Source organism: bacterium, from assembly GCA_040757115.1.
GTDB lineage: Bacteria > UBA9089 > CG2-30-40-21 > CG2-30-40-21 > SBAY01 > JBFLXS01.
In genome coordinates, this window is sequence record JBFLYA010000281.1 from 1 (window position 1) to 4,733 (window position 4,733).

General features: G+C 35.2%; 3 protein-coding genes. 1 reads left to right on the top strand and 2 read right to left on the bottom strand.

Annotated elements, in window-relative coordinates; genetic code table 11:
* Window positions 1–205 precede the first annotated feature (205 nt).
* Window positions 206–2,977 carry a BamA/TamA family outer membrane protein gene (locus AB1422_17020; GenBank protein MEW6621005.1) on the bottom strand — a complete coding sequence of 924 codons (2,772 nt, stop codon included), beginning with the start codon at window positions 2,975–2,977 and terminating at the stop codon, window positions 206–208.
* Window positions 2,978–3,150: 173 nt separating this feature from the next.
* Here AB1422_17020 and AB1422_17025 point away from each other — a divergent pair, with 173 nt between their 5' ends.
* A complete protein-coding gene (locus AB1422_17025; GenBank protein ID MEW6621006.1) occupies window positions 3,151–3,369 on the top strand; it encodes a hypothetical protein in 219 nt (72 codons plus the stop codon).
* Here AB1422_17025 and AB1422_17030 read toward each other — a convergent pair.
* Entirely contained in the window at window positions 3,350–4,528 is a 1,179-nt protein-coding gene (locus AB1422_17030; GenBank protein ID MEW6621007.1) for a type II secretion system protein GspK, read from the bottom strand. The genes AB1422_17025 and AB1422_17030 overlap by 20 nt on opposite strands.
* Window positions 4,529–4,733: the final 205 nt, after the last annotated feature.

A 4,733-nucleotide genomic window follows, 5' to 3' on the forward strand; every position in this document is an offset into this window, starting at 1 on the left:
GGCAGAGGGCAGAAGGCAGAGGGCAGAAGGCAGAAGGCAGAAGGCAGAGGGCAGAAGGCAGAGGGCAGAAAGCAGAGGACAGAAGGCAGAGGACAGAAGGAGGAAAAACCTTCAACCTGATTACGGACACGGAAAACGGACACAATTTACGAATTTTCAGTGTTTTATCTGTGTCCATCCGTGGGCTGAATAGTTACTTAAAATCTTAAAAATCATATCCAATACTAAAATTACCTTTTGCCTTTTCAGTATCAACAAAATCTGTATTCCAGGAATAATCTACTTTTATGGGGAAAAAGCCTAAAAGCACTCTAAATCCCAAACCATAACACGCTTTTAAATCAGTATCTTTTTTCTCATCGGTAGAATGATGTCTTCTGGTAAGTGTTTCGCCTTTAGACCAGGTAGAACCTACATCCGCAAATATTACCATCCGAATGTTTCTAATCGAAACAGGTATCGCAAATTTAATCTCATCGATTAAAGGTAGTCTGAGTTCTGTATTTGCCAGGATGATATAATTGCCCCAGAATTCTCCGGCTTCATATCCTCTTAAAACTCCAAATTCCCGTCCTCCTAATGGGAATTCTCGGCGGTCTCTACCTTTACTTACAACACTAAAAAGACGAAAGGCAAAGTTTGACCGTCGGGTTAATCGGAGATATTGACGATAGTCGGTTTTAAAATTAGTGTATCTTGCTTGATGATGAATAAGTGGAACAGTTTGTTCGACACTTACTCTACTTCTGCCTCCACTTAAAGGCCCAAAATAACCCCAATTGGTCGTATCCTTAACTAATGAAACAAAGAAATAATCTATGCCTTCTTTCTCATATTTTATATCTTCCATAGTAACTTCTTCCTTTGAAGTTACCTCGCTGACCAGGCCTAATTCTACGCGTCTAAATTTACTAAAAGGATACTCCATACTGCCTACTATTCCGTATTCTTGCTCGGTAATATCTTTATCCGTAAAACTATAAAAATCAGACCAATTAAAAACCTCAACCAGATATGATGGTCTTTTAGTTAAATAACCGTAAGAAAGTTGAAAGTTAAGGTCATTGCTCAGTGAGGATGCATTGTCTAATAGAAGTGCGAACCTATGATTTCCAAGAACATCTGAGGCTGAGAATTCTAAACTAGCTGACATCCCTTGAGAAGAACTGTAAATAAATCCTCCCTGCCGCCAATCAAAAGAGAATTTAGGTGAATATTCATAGATTTTAGCCTTTTCTATTCGTTTGACTTCGGCTATTTTTGTCTCTGTTCCTGATGTTTCAGGTTTATTCCATGAAAGTTTTAAATCTTCCATTAGATATAATCTATATCCCTGTTGATAATATGAAACAAAAACTACCTCTCCCTGCGGTGAAATACTTCCTTGAAAAGCACCACCAATACAGTTTGTTACCGTTGCTACTTCTTTTGTCTCTAAATTATAACCATAGATATTGAATACACCATCCGCATCTGATGAATAAAATATAACTTTACTATCATCTGACCAGAATGGGTCTTTTTTATAGCCGTCTTGAGTGGTAGTTATTATTTCTTCTTTTGTCTTAGGTGAAATGACACAAATATTAGAAATCCCATCCCTTTCTTTAACATAGGCAATATATTCCCCATTTTTAGACCAAATAGGCTGATGGTCAAGTGAGTCGCCAGAGGTTAATTGAACGATATTATCATCTTCAATTAAATATATTTTACTGTGACCATTACCTAAGGCAGAAACAGCCAGACTTTTACCATCTGAGGAAAAGGATATTGAAGATATTTCATCAAATTTATCTATTTCTATTATCTCTTTAATTTTAGAGGTAAAGACATCGAAGATAAATATGGCATCTTTCCCTTTTGTTTTAGCGATAAAGGCGATTTTAGAACCATCACCAGACCAGGAAATTGCTCTTGATTCAATATTAAGTTCTTCAAAATTACGGGTTACCATACCTTTAGTAATTCTTTCAATTACTTTACCATCCTTAAGTCGTATGATGACAATTTCTGGTTCTCCGGATTCATAAGAGACAACCGCAAGCATATCTCCACCAGGAGAAAATGTTGGATGGGAATAAAATTTATCACGGCTTTCGACAACTATCTTTCCGAATTCTGTTGGTAATTTACGCCTGGTTAATTCAGGATAATACTTTTGCTGTAAAAATTTTATCCAATCATTCTCTAAATTTTCCATACTTACGCCCAGAGAGGTTTTAATCATACTCTCAACATTCGGCTGTGCCTTAAATCTTCTTAACAAAAGATGTATTTTATCCTCTCCATAAGTTTTGGCAATATATCTGAGTAAGGAGTGGCTTTGTTTGTAGGCTAAATATACATTTGGCAACCCGGAAAAATCTGATAAATCTGAGAGAGGAATAATATTATTTTCAAAGACGGCATCAGATAAAACTGTATGTCCCATTGTATCTAAATCCCCGGTCTCATATTCTGCCAATCCTTCCATCAGCCATAAAGGTGGAGCTATAAAGGCTTGAGATGAAAACATAGTTTGTAAAGCCTCACGATATAAAATGTCGTAGGAAAAGACATGGGTCAGTTCGTGGGTGATGACGGTTTGTAATCTCTTATAGCTTCCGGTAAACGGTATAACCATTCGATACTTAAAAATCTCGGCAAAACCACCTACACCTCTTTCGATTAACTCAAGGATAATATTTGTTTGTTGAAAATCATAATGGGATTTAAAGATAACAAAAGGGATTAATTTTGAGACATTATATTTTAAATCAGCACTGATTTTTTCATAGGCATCTTCAGCCATTTTAGCCGATATTCTGGCTAAATCTTCTATCTCTGAATTATAATATACCTCAAAATGTTCAGTTTGAAGCACAGACCAGGTAAATCCTTTATATCTAACCTTATTTTTACCAAACTCCTCGGCAAAAGTAAGATTAGTCATCAATATACATAGACTTATAAAAATTATATATCTCTTTAACATAACTTATCCCTCAATGATTTAATAATAACATATCTGCAACAAAATGTCAAAAGAAAAAGTTGGAAGTGTCAGTGTGAGTGTCAGTGTCAGTGAAGAAAGGTTGAATTCCTTAACTGTCACTGACACTCATTTTCAGGAGAAACGGTCATGCCGACAAGTCGGCACATAGGAGGATGAAAATAGTAGAGGGTAGAAAGAGAAAGAAGAGGATTGTCTTTCCTTACTTTCTACTCTCTACTTTCTACTTCCTTATTTTCAGAAAAACCCTTGAGCCTAATTACGGACACGGATACCGGACACGATTCACGAATTTTTCGTGTTTCATCCGTCTCTATCTGTGGCAGAATAATTACGAAATTTGTGAATATAATCTTAACTTGCATGCCAGCTAATTATCTTTACCTGAAATTTCCCACTTTTTTCTTCTCGTTCAACAATGGCTGTTATTTTTTTTGTAAAAGGGCTGTTGGTTAAATGTCCTACGGATTCAATCGTAAACTGGGCAGATTTTACTGTAAGATATTCACGCACCGGGAGATAATCATTAGCCTTTTTAATGGTATTAAACTCCGCTATTCTATCATCTAACTCAAGATATGTTTTAAATGGGGATTTATTGCGGGCACTAATTATCTCATCCGCAAAATGAGTCGAATCAGCCCCTAATGTCCCTAAAAAATAAGCATACAAAACTTCTTTAGAGGCGGTATTAACATTTATCTTCCCAAGCCAGGTAATAAAAGGTTTTATGTTTTCATAATGTTCTTTACCCAGAGCGGTTATAAGTCTTGTCTCGGTATTAGAAATGATATAAGGTAATGCCCCTTCACCTTCTTTTTTCGCCTTTCTAAAATCAATAGCTTTATTTGCCAAATTTTCATATTCTTCGATTTTTTGCTCTAATTTTAGCCTCTCGGTCTGTGTTCCTGTTTGATACATCAAGGTAGCAAGAATTGGGACATCAATAATATTCAGGTTTATTGGTCCAACAACCGTAATGTAATCTTTAATGTCATAAAAAAGATTTTTTTCATCAAACACCATTTCTTTTACCAATTGTAACTCATAGATAGTGTCAAATAATAGATTTTTATTGTCTCTTTCCTCTTGCCTTCCGTCCCATTTTTTAAAATTTGCGTCTTTAAAATCACAGATATTTTCAGTTAATTCATCAGTCTTTGTTGAAACAAATCGTTTAATGAATTCCTGTAAAATGTTTGCGTCTATTTCATTAATATTTATCTTTCTTTGTTCATCAACGATTTTAACGGTAAAACTACCAATTTGTAATTCTTGAGAGATTTCCTTTGCCCAGGAATCTTCAAGAGAATCATAATCTTTAGATTCGTCGGTAAGCAAAGAATTTATCGCCTGAATAACACCTGCTTCGGCTAAAGAATATGCCTGGGCATCTTCCTTAAAATTGATGGCGACATTTGATTCAACTCGCATTAGATTTACTATTTCAAATGCCATAATGGCAAGTATCATCACCAGCCATAAGGTCATTATTAATGCTATACCTTTGTTTGAATTAAAGGAATGATTCATATTTTTAATTATAACACAGGGAATAGCAAAATGCAAGAAAAAAGGAAGAAAACCTTCAATTCAGACATAAAAAAAGAAGATATATAGCAGTTATTAGTCAAAACTTTACTCAGAGTGGATAAGTAAAAAAAATCCCAAATCCCAAGCACCAAATCTCAAATAAACACCAAATTCCACATACCAAAAAGCGAATTAGAGATTAGTG

Coding starts and splice junctions, on each gene's coding strand:
- AB1422_17020 (MEW6621005.1), bottom strand. CDS start 2,977: ATGTTAAAGAGATATATAATTTTTATAAGTCTATGTATATTGATGACT.
- AB1422_17025 (MEW6621006.1), top strand. CDS start 3,151: ATGAAAATAGTAGAGGGTAGAAAGAGAAAGAAGAGGATTGTCTTTCCT.
- AB1422_17030 (MEW6621007.1), bottom strand. CDS start 4,528: ATGAATCATTCCTTTAATTCAAACAAAGGTATAGCATTAATAATGACC.